The organism is Cyclobacterium xiamenense (genome assembly GCF_009467825.1).
In the GTDB taxonomy this organism is placed as follows: Bacteria; Bacteroidota; Bacteroidia; order Cytophagales; family Cyclobacteriaceae; genus Cyclobacterium; species Cyclobacterium xiamenense.
Map to the genome: position 1 here is coordinate 45419 of NZ_WIOK01000009.1, position 18910 is coordinate 64328.

Genomic DNA, 18910 nt, shown 5'->3' on the forward strand with positions numbered 1-18910 from the left:
GCCTAAACTTTCTCTACAGCGACGGAGAGTGTAAACTCGTCCATGTCTAGTACGGTTGGATGGATAATTTCGTTCGCTAATTCCAATGCCATTGCCTGGGTTTCGGTCTTGATATAGTCCGAAAAATGGGTCAGGGCATCGGTTACTACTTGCTCCGAGGCGGCAGCTTGTATGCGGATTTTGTCTTGCACTTCCATTCCCAGATCTTTTCGCAGGTTCTGAATGCGGTTGACAAAATCCCGCGCGATGCCTTCTTCCTTTAGTTCGGTGGTAAGCGTGACGTCCAAAGCAACGGTAATTCCGTTATCACTGGCCACGGACCAACCAGGAATGTCCTGGGATTGGATCAGCACCTCTTCCAGCGAGATGATTTCTTCGGCCTCGTCCACCAGGATTTTCAGTTGCCCGGCTTTCTCGATTGCGGCGATTTCTTCTTTGCCCCATTTTTGGATGGCTTGGTTGACCAGCTTCATTTTGGGGCCAAATCGTTTCCCCAAAACCGCGAAATTGGGTTTGATGCTTTTTACCAGAATTCCGGAGGTATCGTCGATGTATTCGATCGATTTGACGTTCACTTCGGATTTGATCGGTTCTTCCACATGTTGAATATACGCCTGGGTTTCGGGTTGCAGTACCGGAATCAGGATTTTCTGCAAGGGTTGCCGGACTTTCAGCTTTTCCTTTTTTCGAAGCGAATGAACCAGGGAGGAGATTTCCTGGGCCAGTTGCATGCTGCTTTCGAGCGGTTTCTGGATCAGGTTTTCGTCCGCATCCTGCCAGTCGGTTAGGTGTACCGACTGGGCGGCTCCCGTTTGGCTGGCCGTCAGGTTTTTGAACAACCAATCCGCATAAAACGGAGCCACTGGCGCCATTAATTTACAGAGTGTTTCCAGGCATTCATAAAGGGTTTCGTAGGCAGCCTGTTTGTCGGCGTTCAGTTCACCCCTCCAAAACCGCTTTCTGGCCAGGCGAACGTACCAATTGGAGAGTTGGTCTACTGTAAAGTTCATGATTCCCCGGGTGGCGGGGGTCACGTCGTAGGCTTCGTAAGCCTTGCCGGTTTCCTGGATTAGGGATTGCAATTTGGACAGAATCCATCGGTCCAGTTCCGGCCGGTCTTGTACCGGAATTTTGCTTTCCTTCCGGTACACAAAATCGTCCAGATTGGCATAGAGTGCGAAGAAGTTATAAGTGTTTTGGAGGGTTCCAAAAAACCGCCGTTGTACCTCCGCAACCCCCTCCTTATTGAATTTTAGGTTGTCCCAGGGATTGGCGTTGCTGAGCATGTACCAGCGCAGCGCATCCGGGCCAAATTCCTTCAACGTCTGAAAAGGATCCACTGCATTTCCCAGGCGTTTGGACATCTTGTTGCCATTTTTGTCCAGGACCAAGCCGTTCGCAATCACGTTTTTAAAGGCCACGCTATCAAAAAGCATTACCGCCAAGGTGTGTAGGGTAAAAAACCAACCCCGGGTCTGGTCGACGCCCTCCGCGATAAAATCGGCCGGGTAATTGGCGTTGAATAATTCCTCGTTTTCGAAGGGGTAGTGCCACTGCGCATAGGGCATGGCCCCAGAATCGAACCAAACGTCGATTAGGTCCGGCTCCCGGAATAGTTGGTCGCCGTTGTCCCCTACCAAAACGATCTCGTCCACATAGGGGCGGTGCAGGTCGGGTGTCTTCCCCTTAAAAGGGGATGCGGTCATGAAGCCGGCCTCGATGGCCCGGTCGATTTCTGCCTGCAGTTCGGCTATGGAGCCGATACACCGGGTCTGCGTGCCGGCTTTGTTTCTCCAGATTGGCAGGGGCGTTCCCCAGTAGCGGGACCGGCTGAGGTTCCAGTCCACCAGGTTTTCCAGCCAATTGCCAAAGCGCCCTGTTCCGGTTGATTCTGGCTTCCAGTTGATGGTCCGGTTATGGGCTACCAATTGCTCCTTGTAAGCGGTTGTTTTGATAAACCAGCTTTCCAGGGGATAATACAGAATGGGCATGTCGGTACGCCAGCAGTGGGGATAGCTGTGTTCGTACTTCTCTACTTTAAAGGCCTTGTTTTCATTTTTCAGGATGATGGAAATGATGACGTCGGTGCTTTTGTACGCCTTGTTTTCTTCGTCTTCCAGCGTATAATTCTTGACGTAGAAATCATTCTCGCTCAGGATTTTGTGTGCCTGAATCCCATGGGCCTCCATTTTGGTTTTTAGGTACTTGCCGACAAAGGGCAGGAATTTGCCTTTTTTGTCTACGATGGGGATCTCCTGACCCCGTTCGTCTTTGACAAAAACGCCTGGAATGTGCTGCTGGGTCAAAGTTCGAAAGTCGTCTGCACCGAATGCTTTCGCCAGGTGGACGATTCCTGTACCGTCTTCGGTGGTCACGTAATCTCCAGCAATGACGGTAAATGCGGGATCGGGAAGAGACAATTCGGGTATCGGAAACAATTGCTCGTACTGCAGCCCCAGCAGGGCCTTGCCTTTGACTTGCTCCAGTATCTGATAGGGAATAATTTTATCTCCCGGTTTATAGTCGTCAAGTTCCCTTTTGGCACCCTCCGGATGAAAATAGGCGGACAACCGCTCTTTTGCCAGAATGACCGTTTCCGGCTCAAAAGTATAGGGGTTGAAGGTTCGTACGTAGATGTAATCGAGTTTTTCTCCAATGGCCAGTGCCGAATTGGAGGGCAGGGTCCAGGGTGTGGTGGTCCAGGCCAGGATGTAAAGGTCCTTTTCGCCCTGGACTTTAAACTGAGCCGTGATGGAGGTATCTTTTACGTCCCGGTAACAACCGGGCTGGTTAAGTTCGTGCGAACTCAGTCCGGTTCCTGCGGCAGGAGAGTAGGGCTGTATGGTATAGCCTTTGTACAGCAGGTCTTTTTCGTAGAGTTTTTTCAGCAGGTACCAGAGACTCTCTACATAGTTGGCGTCAAAGGTGATGTAGGGATCGTTGAGGTCTACCCAATAACCTATTTTTTCTGTCAAATCGTCCCATTCATCCTTGAAGCGCATCACGGTTTCCCGGCACTTTTGGTTGTAGGCCTCTACAGAAATCTTGCTGCCAATATCTTCTTTGGTAATGCCCAGTTCTTTTTCTACCTGTAGTTCTACGGGAAGGCCGTGTGTGTCCCAGCCGCCTTTTCGTTTTACCTGAAACCCTTTTTGAGTTTTGTAGCGACAGAAAACATCTTTGATCGCCCGGGCCATCACGTGGTGAATTCCGGGGGTTCCGTTGGCAGAGGGTGGTCCTTCGTAAAAGGTATACGTGGGAGCCCCTTGCCTGTTGGCGACCGATTTTTCAAAAATTCCGTTGCTTTTCCAAAAAGCCAATATATCTTCCCCAATGCTGGGATATGCTACTTGTTTGTATTCCTGATATTTTTTCACTGCAACTAGAAACTATTTTCGGTTAAGGTGATTCCCTGTTCACGGATTTTGGGCATCTGACAACTGCCTCAAAAGGAGGCGTAAAGTTAATAGAAAACCAGGGGATATGTATGGCAATTGTGTAAAAACTGCTACAAGCCCAATCAACGCGGAAAAAGACGGAAACCAAAAGAAATTTTCAGCAAAGACTGCCTCCAGGCAGCAGTTAGCTTTCAAGAATTGGGGTATATACCCAATTTTTCAGACTGTCCCGATCGAGTAGGAGTAGCAGCCAATCTCTTCGGGGATCGGGAACGCGGAATACGGCGGTCAGTTTGCCCCGAACATCCGTTTGTTCTCCCGTTTCGGGATTCAGCCAAAAGGCTACCTTTTCTCTTTTTTTAAGCAGGGAGGACCGGATCCTGATGGATTTTCCCTGTGGGCTATATACCAGCACCCAACTTTTGTCCGGGTTGGCGAGCACGGTTTTCAGGGGGCTTACTTTCCAGTTGATGCTGGCAATCAGCGATGGGGCCGGTTCCATTTGCTGCCAGGGCAAACAGTCGAAAATCCTCCGAAGAACGCCCATTTGGCTGGCGCCGGGAAGGTCCAGCGCTTCTTTCCAGGAAAATTGCGCCCCAAACCGGGGATCGGTTTTCCCATCGTACATTTGCCAGATTTCGTTGCACCCGTAGGTATGTCCTGCAGCTCCGGACAGCAGGTTCCAGTAGGCAGCCCTCCGGATGTCGCTGGCATCCAGGCGCTGAAAGTGCCACTTGTTTAGCATGTTTGGAATATTTTCGTAGCCCGGTTCTCCATCGATTACGGGCCTTGGCGGATTGCGTTTTCTTCCTTTACGGGTAAATCGATATTCTCGGAAACCTTTCTGATGGCGGCTTTGGAAGAGGTCCACGTCCAGCCAATCGGAATCTCCGAAGTGGTCGCTGGCCAGGTTTCCTCCATTCGGATGGTAGCTTAGGAGGCTGTGGCCTTGCTGATCCCGGATCCCTGCTGCCATTTGCTCAATGATTTCCCGGTGCAGGGACGTTTCAGGAATCCGGTCCCCACCCAGAATCCAAACAATGTGCGGAAATCCGGCATACCGCTTCCCAAGAAATTCCCCGAAGCTTCGGGCATTTTCGGGTGTGAAGATTTCCGGGCCATCCCCCCATTTTTTATTAAACTTATCGCCCCAGGTGGGTAGCAATCCAAGGTATAGGCCCATCTCTTCCGCCAGGGCCACTACCTGATCCACGTGCCGGAAATATCCTTCGTTGGGTCGGGCCGGGTCATCGTCATGTAGGGGGATTTCTCCATGGGCATTGGGGTGGTGCAAGCCGTCCAATTCAGCCAGGATCACGGTTTGAATCAGGGAAAAGCCTTTTTCTTTGCGGTTCCGAAAGTAAAGCCTGGTTTCGTCCAGGCTCGCTCGGTGTATGAGTTCCCAGGCGGTATCTCCCACCCATAAAAAGGGGTCTCCGGAAGTAGTTTCCAGGTACCTTCGGTTGGCCGTTATCCGCAGCGGTTTCATGGGGAGGTAGGTAAATGCTGGATCCAGGTGATGAGACTCTCCATCCATCCTTTTTGCGTACCCTCCTTGTTTATGGAAAGGGAAAACCCATGTCCGCCTGTCGGGTACAGGTGCATTTCCACGGGGATTTGTTTTTCCAGCAGGCCCTGGTACATGAGTAAGCTGTGTTCCACCGGTACGGCCTTATCGTCCTGGGAATGAAAGAGAAAGGTGGGCGGACTGTCGGCCCGAACCTGGGTTTCGTTGCTAAAATAGCTGACCCATTGTGGATCGGGTTCTTTTCCAAGCAGGTTGTTTCGGGATCCGATATGGGTAATGTGTTCGGTAAAGGAAATCACCGGATAGCCAAGAACCATAAAATCCGGTCGGCTGGATTGGTGCTCAACGGCATCCGCGTCGCCCGGGTTACCCGAATCGAAATGTGTGCCCAGCGTGGAAGCCAGGTGCCCCCCCGCGGAGAATCCCATAATCCCAATTTGATCCGGGTCAATTCCCCATTCCCCGGCATGGTGCCGTACCAGGCGAATGGCCCGCTGTCCATCGGACATGGGTACCACATGTGGTCGTGTCTGGGTTGCTGCAGAGGGCAGGCGGTATTTCAGAACGATTGCAGCGATGCCATGACTGTTTAGCCATTTGGCAATGTCGAGTCCTTCCCAATCGTACGCCAGTACCCCGTATCCACCGCCCGGGCAAATGATCACGGCTTTTCCGGTGGCAGATCGTTTGGCGGGAAGAAACACCTGGATTTGGGGAAGCTGAACCTTGCTGATGACCAGTATGTCGTTTTGTTGAACGACTTCTGTGATGTCCGTTTCCTTCTGGAACGGCACCTCTCCCGGGTAGATCGTCAGCGTAAGGGGTCCGGTTTGTCCCATAGACAGGTTGGTAAGCATAAGCACGCAGGTCAGGAGGAGCAGAGAACGCATGGGTTGTGGGGTATAAAGATTACGAATAAGCTTTGAGCATCAAGGCAGCACCGTAGGCAGAACCCAGGGGGAAATCAGAAAACTCCAATTCATAGCCCTCCAATAATTCCGTTAGGAATCGGATAAATACCTTGTTGTGTACAAAGCCACCGTCAATATACACTTTTTTTGTATCCGACCCACCCTTTGCGAGCAAGAGGGAAGCCACCTGCATTTTTGCCAGCCCGTAGACCAGGTGGTGGTAGGCTGTTTCAAAATCGGGAAAACCCGAAACATCCCAGTGGTTTTCCGGGAAAATCGATGCCACCAACGGAGTTCTCGCGATGGTTTCCGGATAAAACTTACCCGGGGTCTTTTCCTGCAGTAAGCCTTGCACCATCGCTTCGTCGGGAAGGATGTCCTTGTAATACTTGCTTTCTTTGCTAAAGGCGGCATTCATTTTTTCCAATTGATGGTCCAGTTCGTAGCCCAGAAAAAACCGGCTGGCTTTGACGGTTTGTCCATGGATGGAAAGAAAATTCAGGCAGTCGTTTTGCAACTCCTCCAGGCGTAGTTCCTCGTTGGGAAAGGGATTGAGCGTGATGCTCCAGGTGCCGGTTGAAATCAGGATAAACGGTTCCTTGATTTTGATCAGGTAGGAAGCCAGTGCGGACGAGCTGTCGTGGATGCCCACGCCCACTTGGACTTTTTTGCCGCAAATCACCCGTTCGAAGCTATGGGTGGTCGGTACCTGACGGGCTAACTTTGCGTCTATCCCTTCCTTGTATACCCACTCGTGGTAATCTTTTTTTGGAAAATCCCAAAGTTTGGTGTGGCAACCGATGGAGGTGGGTTCGCTCACCGCTTCACCGCTAAACAAAAAAGAAATGTACTGGGGCAGGTGCAGGGAATAAGCGATCTTCTTGAAAACTTCGGGCTTTTTTCGTTTCAACCAATACAATTGCAGACCTGAATTGAGCATACCCAAGGTAGGAGAAGCGGTGGCCAGATTAATCGTCGCTTCCGGATAGGCATCGTAAAACTCCCGGTGCAGGTCTTCCGGAAAATCTTTCAGGTAGTTGTAAATTGGCGTAAGCGGCTTGCCATTTTCATCGATGGACACAAAGGAAGCTCCGTAGGTGGAGAAGTTAAGGGCCTTGACTTCAAACTCCGGATTATTGCATAGTGCTTCCACGGTGTCTCTGGCCCAGGTGGTAATTTTCTCCAAATCATCGCACTCGTCCCCATCCTCGTCGGTGATCGTCGGAAACTTTATGTATTCTTCGTTTATTTCATTCAGGTCTTCATCGAAAAGAAAAAACTTTTTGTTGGTTTTTCCTATATCAAAGATGGCGATTACCGGTTTGGGCATTGGGTGGTTGGTTTAACGAAAAGAAAGGTTACATTAAAGGCCGGTGGCCAAGCTTTTGGATCCTCGTTCCCGAATCAGTTTTTTACGAACTTCCAGTTTGCGAAAAACGCTAACAGGGTGCAGGGCCGCACCGGACTGAACCCGGGCTTCTGCAATCAGTGGCCTCAGATCTGTTCGGAAGGCCTCCTGTAGGATTTCCTGCGCCAATACGGGATCGTTATTGTCCCGAGCGTTTTCCAGTGCTAAACGGTCTACGATCAAAGCTTGCGCATACGCCAGTTGAATGGCTTCCACGGATTGCAACAGGTCCTCCATGGGATCCTTTAAGTTATGGCTGGCATCGATCATCCACGCAGGGGACGGATTAGACGAATTGGGATCCTCCATTCCTTCAACCAATTCGTTGAAAATCAGAAATAACTGGTACGGTTTCATGGCGCCTACCGTGAGGTCGTCGTCTCCGAATTTGGAATCGTTGAAGTGAAATCCCCCCAGTTTTCCTTGCATCATCAGTGTCGCTACTACCTGCTCAATATTGGTATTGGGCAGGTGGTGCCCCAGGTCTACAAGGGTGTACGCCCGCTCTCCAAGTTGGGAAGCCAGCCAATGAGAGGTACCCCAATCCTGAATGACCGTGTGGTAAAAATAGGGTTCGTAGGGTTTGTATTCCACGAACAGTTTCCAGTCGGAGGGCATGCTATCGTAGATTTCTCTCAGGGAGTCCAGCGTACGCTGTAGGGCTTTTCGGAAATTCATTTGCCCTGGAAAGGAGGAGCCGTCCGCCAGCCAGACCGTAAGGGATTTGGATCCGAGCATTTTCCCGTATTGAATCACTTCCAGGTTGTGGTTTACCGCTTGTTTTCGCACACGGGCATCCGTGTGACAGAGCGAGCCAAACTTGTACGAAAACTCCTGATCGGGTTGGTCCTGAAACGTATTCGAGTTCACGGCATCAAACAGCAATCCATTGGCCGCAGCATGGTGCCGGATTTTTTCCACGTTGTCCGGAATATCCCAGGGAATGTGCAGGGAGATGGCCCCGGATCCGGCATTCAGGGCGTGCAGGGTACCCACATCCGAGATTTTTTCTTCCAGAGAACGGGGTTCGCCGCCTCCGGGAAATCGACCAAAGCGCGTGCCCCCGGTGCCCAGGGCCCAACTGGGGATGGCCACCTGAAATTCCTGGATTTTTTTGATCAGCTCGTTTGTTTTGACGCCTCTGCGCGACAACCGTTGGCTTAGATACTCAAAACTCTCCCGGTGGTCCGGGAGAGCTTGGTCATTGAGTGTATGGATTTGGTTTTTATCGAATAGCATGGTACTAGTTTATCGTACAAACGCGGCAGCTACTCCACCGTCCACATTCAGGATGTTTCCGGTACTCTTGCCGAGGTGTCCGCCGACAAAGGCAAAAACGCCATTGGCAATGTCGTCCACGCCTATGATTTCGTTCATAATGGTTCGCTTGGCGTAGAAGGCCGGAAGTTCTTCCACGGTAATGCCGTAGGCTTTGGCGCGGCCTTTGGCCCATTCGCCTTCCCAGATCTTGCTGCCTTCGATCACCGCATCCGGGTTGACTACGTTGACGCGAATTTTATCCGGTCCAAGCTCGGCGGCCAGAAGCCGGCTCATGTGCACCTGCGCTGCTTTTGCGGTGCCGTAGCCAACATTGTTCGGTCCGGATACCAGCGCATTTTTGCTGGCAATGTTGATGATATCCCCGCCTTTGTTTTGCGCACGTAGGATGGCAACAGCTGCTTTGGAAACGGCAAACTGACCTTTTACCAAAACGTTTTGCAGGATGTCCCAGTCTTTTTCAGTGGTTTGATCGATGGGTTTGGATATGGCCAGTCCGGCGCAGTTGACGATGATATCCACGCCACCAAATTTCAGACAGGCTGCCTGCAACGCAGCTTCGATGTCTTCCATCTTGGTCACGTCCATCAGGGAACCAGCACCTGTGTCCCGGTTGTAGCTGTTCAGCGCTTCTTCCAGATTTCCCTGATTGATGTCGGTGATAAATACACAGGCGCCTTCTTTGGCAAGTTTATCGGCAATGGCTTTGCCGATACCTCCCGCACCGCCGGTTACAAAGGCCACTTTTCGGGAAAGCGGTTGTTCTTTGGGCATGCGCTGTAACTTGGCCTCTTCCAACAACCAATATTCTATATCAAATGCTTCCTGCAAGGGAAGCGAAACGTATTCGGAAATCGCTTCTGCACCCTTCATCACGTTGATGGCGTTGGTGTAGAATTCACTGGCCACGCGCGCCGTTTGCTTGTTTTTGGCATAGGAAAACATGCCCACGCCTGGCCAAAGAATCACCACCGGGTTGGAATCCCGAATGCCGGGGCTATTGTCCCGTTTGTGATCTTCGTAATACTTGGTGTAATACTGCCGGTAGTCTTCAAATTCTTTTTCCAAATAAGCGGTGACATCGCTCATATCGGTTAGGTCCTTATCGGCGGGAATGTCCAGTACAAGGGGGCGGATCTTGGTTCGTAGAAAGTGGTCGGGACAGCTGGTTCCCAGGGGTGCCAGTTTCGCAAGGTCGTTGCTGTTGATGAACTCCAATACCCGTTCGTCGTCCGAAAAATGACCGATCATGCGGTTAAAGCTCGAAGCAAGTCCTCGTAAATGGGGGGCAAGTTTAGCTGCTTGTAATTTTCGATCGGCCTCTGGAAGGGATTGAACCTTCTGACCGCCAAAAACCGGGCGATTTTTTCCGTAGTTTTCTTCCAGGTACTGAGAGGCTTTGTCGATTACCTCCAGGCTGTTGATGTAGCACTCGTAGGAAGTCTCTGCCCAGGTAAAGAGTCCATGGCCTCCCAGCATGATGCCGCGAATTCCCGGGTTCGCTTTCAAGGCTTCATCAAGTTTCAGTGCCAAATCGAAGCCGGGTCGCTGCCAGGGGACCCATGCGATTTGCCCCTCAAATAATTCCTCCGTTATTTTTTCTCCATCTTTGGAGGCGGCGATGGCGATGGCCGCGTCCGGATGCAGGTGATCGATGTGCTTGAATGGTAAAAATGCGTGAAGCGGGGTATCGATCGAAGGTGCCTTCGAGTCCAGGTCGTAGATGCAGTGATTGAAAAGCGCTACCATTTCATCTTCAAATTCCAGCCCCCTGTATACGTTTTTCAACGAAAGCAACTTGTCCATGTACAACCCAGCCAGGCCATTTCGTTTCAAGGTACCGATATCTCCACCGGATCCCTTGATCCACATTACTTCGGTATCTTTCTTGGTGAGGGGATCTTTTTCGATAGTCTTGCAACTGGTATTGCCACCCCCGTAGTTGGTTATCCGTAAGTCCGCACCCAATATATTGGACCTGTAAAGCAGCAGGGCGACCTGATCGTCTCCCAGTGATTTTGCTTTTTCCTCATCCCATAGGTAATCTACGTGCTTAAACGTGTCTTTTGTAATTGCCATATTGTAACTAGAATAGATTTGAATACGTTTTAATTTAGCGAATATAATTTATCATTAGTTTTTAACTGTCCTGTTCTATGCTGATTAGGGATAAAAAAACGCCGAGACCATCTGCCAGATCCTAGCCTCTCTTTTAACACAAACTTACCTGAAATCATCAAAAATCTTGCTTTTTCGGCCGGATTTCACCGAATTTGACCGAAAAATCTCGCTTACGCGGTAACCTTTCGTAAATAAACGGATTACGTATACGGAGACGGACTGGTTGCCGTCCACCCTCCATCGATCACCAGGCTTTGCCCGGTAATGTGTCTTGCCCGGGGGGATACCAGAAATGCTACGGCTTCTGCGATATCCTGGGGACGCGCTGGTCTGCCCATGGGGGTGATCCGGGACCAGGTTTCCGCATAGCCCGCTTCCTGAGCAGTACGTTCGGTAATGGTAGCTCCCGGAGCGACGGTGTTTACGTTGATTTTGTACGGGGATAGTTCCAGTACCAGGGTCTTGGCCAACATCTCCAATGCCGCTTTGCTCATGCCATAGGCCGCCAGGTTTTTGTGTGCCTGATGTCCTGTTACCGAAGACATGAACAAGAGGCTGCCTCCCCTGTTCTGTGCGATCATTTGGCGGGAAGCTTGTTGAGCCAGGAAAAAGGTTCCGGCCAGGTTGAGCTGCATCACCTTGTGAAAATCTGCTTCCTTATAGTTAAGAAACTCTCCGAATAGGGTGATCCCCGCATTGGCCACCACCAGGTCCAGGGAGCCAAATTCCCTAACCGTTTCCCGGACCATCTGGACAATAAAGTCGGTATCCCCGGCGTCTCCCGGACACCCTTTGCAAAAACCTGGATAGGCTTTGTTGATCGTTTGGCTCGCCTTTTCGGTGAGCAAAGGGTCCACGTCGTTGAGCATCACGTAGACTCCCTGGGATGCTAGCAGGCGGCATATTTCAAACCCGATGCCGGTTCCGGCTCCGGTGATCAGCGCTACCAGCTGATCAGGTTGGTCGTGCATATTCATCGTGTGTTTGGGATAAAATAGGTGTTTGGGTAGATCGGTCCGATCTACCCAAACACCTATTTTCGGGGTTAATGAGAATCTTTGGTGACTTCACTTCCGGAATTTCCTTTCAGAAAATCCAGATCTGCCCCCAGGTTGGCTTGTTCTACGTGTTTGACATACAGACTTACATAACCCCTGTCAGTCATTGCAGCGGGTTTTTGCCAGGCCGCTTTTCGTTTGCCCAGCTCTTCTTCTGATACCAGCAGGTTCAGTTTTCGCTGTTCTACATCCAATTCGATCAGATCTCCCGTTTGCACGACGGCAAAGTTTCCTCCTTCGGCGGCTTCGGGTGTGGCATGTAGCACCACGGTACCAAATCCGGTGCCGCTCATGCGGCCATCCGAAATGCGGATCATGTCTTTGATTCCTTTTGCCAGGACTTTTGGAGGCAAGCCCATATTCCCTACTTCGGGCATACCGGGGTAGCCCTTGGGCCCTACGTTCTTTAGGACCATGATGCTATGCTCGTCGATATCCAGGTCCGGATCGTCAATTTTGTTTTTGTAATCGTCGATGTCTTCAAAGACCACTGCTTTGCCGGTGTGTTTCATCAGTTCCGGGCTTGCCGCTGATGGTTTGATAATGGCTCCGGTTTCGCAAAGGTTTCCTTTGAGAACCACGATTCCGGACAGCGTATTGAACGGGCGATCGATTGAGGCAATTACCTTGTCGTTGTAATTTTCAAAGCGTTCGTTGATTTTACCGATTTCCTGACCTGTAACGGTGATGGCTTGATTATTCAGACGATCTTTAAGTTGGCGAATTACCGGGGGCAGGCCACCCGCATAGTAAAAATCCTCCATGAAGTAGCTCCCGGAAGGCTGAAGGTTGGCCAGTAGTGGAATATTGGAAGAAAAGGTATCAAAATCCTCCAGCGTAAGCGGGATACCCATTCTACCTGCAATGGCCAGCAGGTGGATCACAAAATTGGTCGAGCCGCCGATGGCGGCATTTACCATGATCGCATTTTCAAAAGCTTCGCGGGTGAGGATGTCGGATAGTTTCAGGTCGTTTTCTACCATCTTTACGATTTCCATGCCGGAAAGATGAGCCAATACTTTTCGGCCGGTGTCCGGTGCCGGAATTGCCGCATTCCCGGGTAAGGAGAGACCGAGCGATTCCACCATGCAGGCCATGGTGGAGGCGGTACCCATGACCCCACAATGCCCGTCGCTACGGCACAGTCCCGATTCGGCCACGTAAAGGTCTTCCTGGGTCATTTTGCCAGATCGGGCCTCTTCGCTGAATCGCCAGATATCGCTGGTGCTCACCTCTGTCCCCCGGTACCTGCCCGTAAGCATCGGTCCGCCTGACACCACGATGGTGGGGAGGTTTACACTGGCGGCGCCCATGACCAGCGAGGGCGTCGTCTTGTCGCAGCCGCAGAGTAATACCACGCCGTCCAAAGGATTGGCTCGGATCGACTCTTCTGTATCCATGCTGGCCAGGTTGCGGTACAACATGGCGGTCGGTTTCATAAGCGTCTCTCCAAGTGACATCACCGGAAACTCTACCGGATAGCCGCCGGCTTCCAGCACACCTTTTTTAACAAACTCAGCCAATTCCCTGAAATGGGAATTGCAGGGCGTTAGCTCTGACCAGGTATTGCATATGCCAATCATGGGTTTTCCGCCCAGTTCGTGGGTGGGAATCCCCTGTTTTTTAAACCAGGACCTGTAAATCAGGCCATCTTTGCCGGTTTTCCCAAACCAGCCCTGGCTTCGCCTTTCCGTTTTCTTCATTGTTAGGTTTGTATGGTCAATTAGGTTTTCGTTTCTACCCGAGGCAGGTAGTACATTTATTTCTTTCAAAGTATAAGATTAGTAAATGTTTGGCCAAAATAAAATTTTCCGATTCAAAAAACCCCTGCCCAGGTTGGGGGTTACAGGTTCAAAACACAAATTCCCTACGCTGGCAGCCCATTGGTTTTGGGCCCCGTATATGGGGGCGGTCGGCAAAGCGAAGCGTTTTCGGAGGGGCTCCAAACGATTCTCGAATGAAATGGTGAAAGTTTAGGGATAATCCCCTATTTTAGGCAGTCAATTACTAAAAAACGTCAAATCAATAACCAATGAGTTTTGAAATAAAATCATCCATGGATACCTACGATGTAATCATCGTAGGATCCGGTGCCGGGGGTGGCATGGCCAGTAAAATCCTTTCGGAGTCGGGGTTAAGTGTAGCGGTGGTGGAAGCGGGAAGTGACTTTGATCCAGCGCTGGAGGAATACCGCACCCAACTTCGCTGGCCCTGGGAGTCTCCGCGCCGGGGAGCCAACACGGTTCGTGCGTTTGGCGATTTCGATGCGGCATACGGCGGATGGGAAATAGAAGGAGAACCTTACACCCGCAAGGATGGCACCCAATTTGACTGGTTCCGTTCGCGGATGGTGGGCGGAAGGACCAACCACTGGGGCCGAATTTCCCTACGTTTCGGTCCGGATGATTTCAAGAGAAAAAGCATAGACGGCCTGGGCGACGATTGGCCCATTGGCTACGAGGATGTAAAGCCCTACTACGACCGGGTGGATCAAATAGTAGGTGTTTTCGGTACCAAAGAGGGAATTCGGAACGAGCCCGATGGGTTTTTTCTTCCCCCACCCAAGCCCCGACTCCACGAGTTGGCATTTATGAAAGGAGGAAAAAAGATCAACCTGCCCGTCATTCCTTCACGTATATCCGTGTTGACGCGTCCGGTGAACAACGAGCGGGGCGCCTGCTTTTTTTGCGCCCAGTGCAACCGCGCCTGCCAGGTATACGGGGATTTTTCTTCCGGGACAGTTTTGGTAAAACCGGCCATCAAAAAGGGAAAGGTGGATTTGTACACCTACGCCATGGTTCGCAAGGTAACCACCGACGAAAAAGGAGAAGCCACGGGGATATCTTATGTGAGTAAGGTGGACATGCAGGAGTACAAGCTCAAAGCGCGCGTGGTGGTTTTGGGTGCTTCCGCCTGCGAGACTGCCCGGATTATGATGAACTCCAGTTCCCCCCAGCATCCAAACGGAATATCTAATAGCAGCGGAACCCTGGGTCGGTACCTGCACGATTCCACCGGAGCCAGCCGCTCGGCATTAATGCCCGAGTTTTTGGGCCGGGACAAATACAACGAAGACGGTGTGGGCTCCATGCACGTGTACACTCCCTGGTGGCTGGACAACAAAAAACTGGATTTTCCCAGAGGATACCACCTGGAATTTGGTGGGGGCATGCGCATGCCAAATTATGGCTTTGGTTTCGGCATGGATTCCATGCGAAGTTACCTCAAAGATGAATTTGGAAAACCCCGGCCGAATGGTGGCTACGGGGAAGGATTGAAAAAAGATATCCGCAGCGTTTATGGAGCCACGGTGGGTATTGCCGGAAGGGGCGAAAGCGTGCCGCAGTATGACAATTATTGTGAAATAGACCCGCAAACCGTGGACAAATTTGGGATTCCGGTGTTGCGCTTCCATTACAAATGGACCGATTACGAAGTAAAGCAAGCCCGCCACATGCAGGAGACGTTTGAGGAGATTTTCGACGCCATGGGTGCTCAGGTGATGGGTAAAAAGCCCGGGGCGGAGACACAATACGGCCTGGCTGCACCGGGACGTATCATCCATGAAGTAGGTACTACCCGTATGGGGAAAGACCCCAAGACGTCCGTCTTGAATCCCTATTCCCAGGCCCACGAATGCAAAAACCTGTTTGTCGTAGACGCAGGGCCTTTTGTATCCCAGGCAGACAAAAATCCTACCTGGACGATCATGGCCCTCTCCATTCGCACATCGGAGTACATTGTCGACCAGTTAAAAAAGAAGAATATCGGGTAAAATTTCCGAACAGGTATCAAAATCAGAAAGTCTTCGCGCCTGGGGGCTTTCTGATTTTTTTATGTTGGGTATTTATCCCAATTTCAAGCCGTGAATTGGCAATACATCGTAAATGGGCTGACGGTTGGTCTGCAGGAAATGAGTTGGCTGGAAGCGATTGCCGTTTTCTTCGGTCTGGCATCTGTGTACTATTCCATGCGGGAGAATATACGTGTATTTCCTACCGGCATTATCAGTACGCTTATTTATGTCTGGATATGCTTGCAGGTGGGCTTATACGCAGACATGGGAATCAATGCCTATTATTTCTCCATGTCCATTTTCGGCTGGTACGTTTGGACCCACCCCAAACCCGGAAAGGCGGCGGTTCCGGTCACCTGGATGCAGGGAAGGGAATTAGTGCAGGCCTTAGGTTTGTTCCTGGCGGCCTATGCCTTGCTTTATTTCCTGCTGCGTTACTATACAGACAGCGACGTGCCGTATTGGGATTCGTTTACCACTGCCGCGGCATTTGTGGGCATGTGGCTCATGGCTCGAAAGAAAGTAGAGAATTGGATCGCCTGGATCGTCACCGATTTGGTTTCTGTTCCTTTGTATTTTTACAAAGGACTTATTTTGACCTCGTTCCAATTTCTGGTTTTTACCGTTTTGGCGGTTTTGGGCCTGATAGCCTGGATCCATGCCGCCCGAAAATACGCAGCATTGGATGAATAAAGTCGTGATCATCGGTCCGGAATCTACCGGCAAAAGCTCGCTCAGTGCCGCTCTTGCAGCGTATTGCAACGAACCCTGGGTTCCGGAGTATGCCCGGGAATACCTGCAGGAGCTGAATCGCCCGTATACCTACGAAGACCTGCTGCAAATCGCCCGAGGCCAACTGCAAGCGGAAAGGGAAAAGGCGGAACTGGCGAATGAATTGCTGTTTTGTGATACCGATCTGCGGGTAATAAAAATCTGGAGTGATTACAAATACGGGAAGACCGATCCCTGGATTCGTGAGCAAATAGCCTCACGAGTCTATGACCTGTACCTGCTGACCGATATCGACATTCCCTGGCAGGAAGACCCGCTGCGGGAACATCCCGATCCGGTTCTCCGACACTACTTTCTCGGGCAATACGAACAGGAGTTGGATTCCTCAGGGTCTCCCTGGGTAAAAGTATCTGGGACGCACGAGGAGCGGCTGAAGTCTGCAGTACGGGCCATCGAAGGAATTCTCGGAAGAAGCCCGGCGGGATCCTGAGGGTAAGAACCAATTATCTTGCTCTTTCGCCGAATCTGGGATAATTTGCAGGGATTCCCTGAATCATGCTGTTGGTTACGGAATTTTTGAATATTTTCAGGATTATTCTCCAACAATAAACCAAACATACCGCTACATGCCTACCCACAAGGAACAAATGAAAAAGTACTGGAAACGCAACATCCGCACGGTATTGATACTGCTGTCGGTATGGTTTGTCGTCTCTTTTGGTTTTGGTATCCTCCTGGCTGAGCCGCTGAATGCCATTAAGATTGGCGGGTACCAACTGGGCTTTTGGTTTGCCCAACAAGGCTCTATATTCACCTTTGTAATTTTAATTTTTGTTTATGTATACCGCATGAACAAACTGGATGAAGAATTTGATGTCAACGAAAAATAACCCTATAAACCTACTGACCCAGCTATGGATATTTTAACCTGGACCTATATTTTGGTAGGCTTGTCTTTTGCCCTGTACATAGGCATTGCCATTTACACGCGCGCAGGGTCCACGAAAGAATTTTATACCGCAGGCGGCGGTGTCTCACCATTGGCCAACGGAATGGCTACAGCGGCCGACTGGATGTCGGCGGCATCTTTTATTTCGATGGCGGGGATCATTGCTTTCTCCGGCTACGATGGCTCCGTGTACCTGATGGGCTGGACCGGTGGCTACGTTTTATTGGCCCTTTTGCTGGCTCCCTACCTGCGCAAGTTCGGAAAATTTACGGTCCCGGACTTTGTAGGCGATCGGTATTACAGCAACAAAGCCCGCGTCGTGGCGGTGTTTTGCGCCTTGTTTATCTCGTTTACCTATGTGGCGGGACAAATGCGCGGGGTCGGAATTGTATTTTCCAGGTACCTGGAAGTAGACATCGAAAAGGGCGTGATCATCGGGATGACCATCGTGTTTTTCTATGCGGTATTGGGGGGCATGAAGGGCATCACGTATACCCAGGTGGCACAATACTGCGTATTGATTTTTGCCTTTATGGTCCCTGCCATTTTTATTTCCATTCAGCTCACGGGAAATCCCGTGCCGCAGCTTGGTCTTGGAGGAACGGTGCAGGACGGCAGCTACCTGCTGGATAAGCTGGATGGTATCTTGGTGGATTTGGGTTTTCACCAGTACACAGCGGGGAGAAAGTCGGTAGTGGATATTTTTGCGATCACTCTCGCGCTGATGGTCGGTACGGCCGGATTGCCTCACGTCATCGTTCGGTTTTTTACCGTGCCCCGGGTAAAGGATGCGCGGCTTTCGGCGGGTTATGCGTTGGTTTTCATTGCCATTCTGTACACGACGGCCCCAGCAGTGGCCGCCTTCGGGATTTACAATGCCATCGATACAGTAGCCGGGCAACCGGTGGATCAATTACCGGATTGGGTGGGAAATTGGCAAAAGACAAACCTGATTGTGGTGGATGACGTGAATCAGGACGGGGTGGTACAATACCTGGCCGATCCCGAAAAGAACGAACTTACCGTGGACAAAGATATCATGGTCCTGGCGGCCCCGGAAATCGCCGAGTTGCCCAATTGGGTGGTGGGGCTGGTGGCGGCCGGAGGCATGGCTGCGGCCTTATCCACGGCAGCAGGATTGCTTCTGGTTATTTCTACTTCCGTTTCCCGTGATTTGTTTCGAACGTTTGTTCCTCAGATGACGGAAAAAACGGAATTGATTATTGCCCGGGTATCTGCTGCAGTGGCAGTGGTCATCGCTGGTTATTTTGGCATCAATCCCCCCGGATTTGTGGCGGAGGTAGTGGCGTTTGCTTTTGGGCTGGCAGCGGCTTCGTTTTTTCCAGTAATCATCATGGGTATTTTCTCTACCCGAATGAACAAGGAAGGAGCCATTGCGGGAATGGTGACAGGACTGGTTTTTACGCTGGCTTACATCATTTATTTCAAATTTATTCATCCTGAAGCCAACACGCCCGAAAACTGGTGGTTCGGCATTTCTCCGGAGGGCATAGGTACGGTTGGGATGTTGATCAATTTTGTCTCCTGTTTTCTGGTGTCCAAATTTACCCCGCCCCCACCGGAAGACGTGCAGGAAATGATTCAGGATATCCGCATTCCGAGGGGCGCAGGAAAGGCCCATGACCACTAAACAGCGGGTATTATGCAGGGAAATGGGTGCATAGCGAATATATTTACGTTAATTTTATAAAACTATTAAAACCTAAACTA

At 50.8% G+C, this 18910-nt stretch carries 13 protein-coding genes; 5 read left to right on the plus strand and 8 right to left on the minus strand.

Features of this window, described 5'->3' with window-relative positions; genetic code table 11:
* Nucleotides 1-2 precede the first annotated feature (2 nt).
* The 8 genes from ileS to GCU44_RS08720 all read right to left on the minus strand — a co-directional run bounded on the left by ileS (nucleotide 3) and on the right by GCU44_RS08720 (nucleotide 13405).
* Nucleotides 3-3377: an isoleucine--tRNA ligase gene (gene ileS / locus GCU44_RS08685; RefSeq protein WP_154855957.1), complete on the minus strand. Its 3375-nt coding sequence runs from the start codon at nucleotides 3375-3377 to the stop codon at nucleotides 3-5.
* Between the two features lie 205 nt (nucleotides 3378-3582).
* Nucleotides 3583-4935 (minus strand): apiosidase-like domain-containing protein, encoded by a 1353-nt coding sequence (locus GCU44_RS08690; RefSeq protein WP_241684881.1) that lies wholly within the window; start codon nucleotides 4933-4935, stop codon nucleotides 3583-3585.
* A complete protein-coding gene (locus GCU44_RS08695) occupies nucleotides 4884-5816 on the minus strand; it encodes an alpha/beta hydrolase (RefSeq protein WP_154855959.1) in 933 nt (310 codons plus the stop codon). Before GCU44_RS08695 ends, GCU44_RS08690 begins: the two co-directional genes overlap by 52 nt.
* A 19-nt stretch (nucleotides 5817-5835) precedes the next feature.
* Nucleotides 5836-7167 (minus strand): FGGY-family carbohydrate kinase, encoded by a 1332-nt coding sequence (locus tag GCU44_RS08700; protein WP_154855961.1) that lies wholly within the window; start codon nucleotides 7165-7167, stop codon nucleotides 5836-5838.
* Nucleotides 7168-7200: 33 nt separating this feature from the next.
* Nucleotides 7201-8484, minus strand: a complete 1284-nt coding sequence (locus tag GCU44_RS08705; protein ID WP_154855963.1) for a TIM barrel protein — start codon at nucleotides 8482-8484, stop codon at nucleotides 7201-7203.
* A 9-nt stretch (nucleotides 8485-8493) separates the two neighbouring features.
* Nucleotides 8494-10602 (minus strand): bifunctional aldolase/short-chain dehydrogenase, encoded by a 2109-nt coding sequence (locus tag GCU44_RS08710; RefSeq protein ID WP_154855965.1) that lies wholly within the window; start codon nucleotides 10600-10602, stop codon nucleotides 8494-8496.
* A 242-nt stretch (nucleotides 10603-10844) separates the two neighbouring features.
* Nucleotides 10845-11621 (minus strand): SDR family NAD(P)-dependent oxidoreductase, encoded by a 777-nt coding sequence (locus GCU44_RS08715; protein ID WP_154855967.1) that lies wholly within the window; start codon nucleotides 11619-11621, stop codon nucleotides 10845-10847.
* 68 nt (nucleotides 11622-11689) lie between these two features.
* The gene (locus GCU44_RS08720) at nucleotides 11690-13405 is read right to left on the minus strand and encodes an IlvD/Edd family dehydratase (protein ID WP_092172722.1); all 1716 of its coding nucleotides are present in this window, start codon (nucleotides 13403-13405) and stop codon (nucleotides 11690-11692) included.
* A 329-nt stretch (nucleotides 13406-13734) separates the two neighbouring features.
* Between GCU44_RS08720 and GCU44_RS08725 the strand changes: the two genes are divergently transcribed.
* The 5 genes from GCU44_RS08725 to GCU44_RS08745 all read left to right on the plus strand — a co-directional run bounded on the left by GCU44_RS08725 (nucleotide 13735) and on the right by GCU44_RS08745 (nucleotide 18830).
* The gene (locus tag GCU44_RS08725; protein ID WP_092170901.1) at nucleotides 13735-15477 is read left to right on the plus strand and encodes a GMC family oxidoreductase; all 1743 of its coding nucleotides are present in this window, start codon (nucleotides 13735-13737) and stop codon (nucleotides 15475-15477) included.
* Nucleotides 15478-15567: 90 nt separating this feature from the next.
* A complete protein-coding gene (pnuC, locus tag GCU44_RS08730) occupies nucleotides 15568-16191 on the plus strand; it encodes a nicotinamide riboside transporter PnuC (RefSeq protein WP_154855969.1) in 624 nt (207 codons plus the stop codon).
* The gene (locus GCU44_RS08735; protein WP_154855971.1) at nucleotides 16184-16720 is read left to right on the plus strand and encodes an AAA family ATPase; all 537 of its coding nucleotides are present in this window, start codon (nucleotides 16184-16186) and stop codon (nucleotides 16718-16720) included. The genes pnuC and GCU44_RS08735 overlap by 8 nt, the downstream gene beginning before the upstream one ends.
* Nucleotides 16721-16856: 136 nt before the next feature.
* A complete protein-coding gene (locus GCU44_RS08740) occupies nucleotides 16857-17120 on the plus strand; it encodes a DUF4212 domain-containing protein (RefSeq protein WP_154855973.1) in 264 nt (87 codons plus the stop codon).
* A 24-nt stretch (nucleotides 17121-17144) separates the two neighbouring features.
* Nucleotides 17145-18830, plus strand: a complete 1686-nt coding sequence (locus GCU44_RS08745) for a sodium:solute symporter family protein (RefSeq protein WP_154855975.1) — start codon at nucleotides 17145-17147, stop codon at nucleotides 18828-18830.
* The last annotated feature ends 80 nt before the right edge of the window (nucleotides 18831-18910 follow it).